The organism is Salinimicrobium oceani (assembly GCF_012037645.1).
In genome coordinates this window covers 1-666 of sequence record NZ_JAAVJR010000166.1, presented here as the reverse complement: position 1 = coordinate 666, position 666 = coordinate 1, and the positions used below count along the sequence as shown (strand labels likewise).

General features: G+C 41.1%; 1 protein-coding gene. It reads right to left on the bottom strand.

What is annotated here, in order from left to right:
- Nucleotides 1-304 precede the first annotated feature (304 nt).
- The coding region (locus tag HC175_RS16050; RefSeq protein ID WP_209310024.1) for an O-methyltransferase at nt 305-666 on the bottom strand (362 nt) is incomplete at its 5' end.

Below are 666 nucleotides of genomic sequence, written 5' to 3'. Positions count from 1 at the left end.
ACCAGCCCAAATTTCTCACTGTCTGGCAATTCTCTGGTAACAATATATATTCCCGCAGTAAAAGATATGCCACTTTTCCATACCTCATATTCTCTGAAATTTCTCATTTTTAATAATTAAGGGTTAGAGACAGAAGATATTCAATTAAAACTTAAATTTTTAAATTCAGATAAAATAAAGCTAAAGGCCAACGGCTAATGGCTCAAAGCGTATAGGATGCACTTCCCTTAAAACAAGCCAACGGCCAAAGGCTAATGGCCAATAGCTTTACACGATGTTCTTCTCAGAAGCCTCGGCTTAACCTTTATTTCCGCCTACTTATCGTGAGTCCGTCTCTAACGGGCAACATCACCGTCTCCAGCCGCTCATCTTCCGCCAATAGCCTATTGTATTCCAGCAAAGCTTTGGTAGATTCATCATCGTCTTTCACAGGCTCCACCACTTTGCCACTCCAAAGAACATTGTCAGATAAGATAACGCCGCCGGGGCGGAGTTTTTGCATGATCTGATGAAAGTAGATTGGGTAATTGGGTTTATCGGCATCAATAAAGACCAGATCAAAATCCTCTTTTAGAGAGGGTATAATTTCTGTAGCATCACCAAGATGCTGTACGATCTGCTCTTTCCAGGGTGAGGCTTCGAAATACTTTTTTTGAAGATCGACGA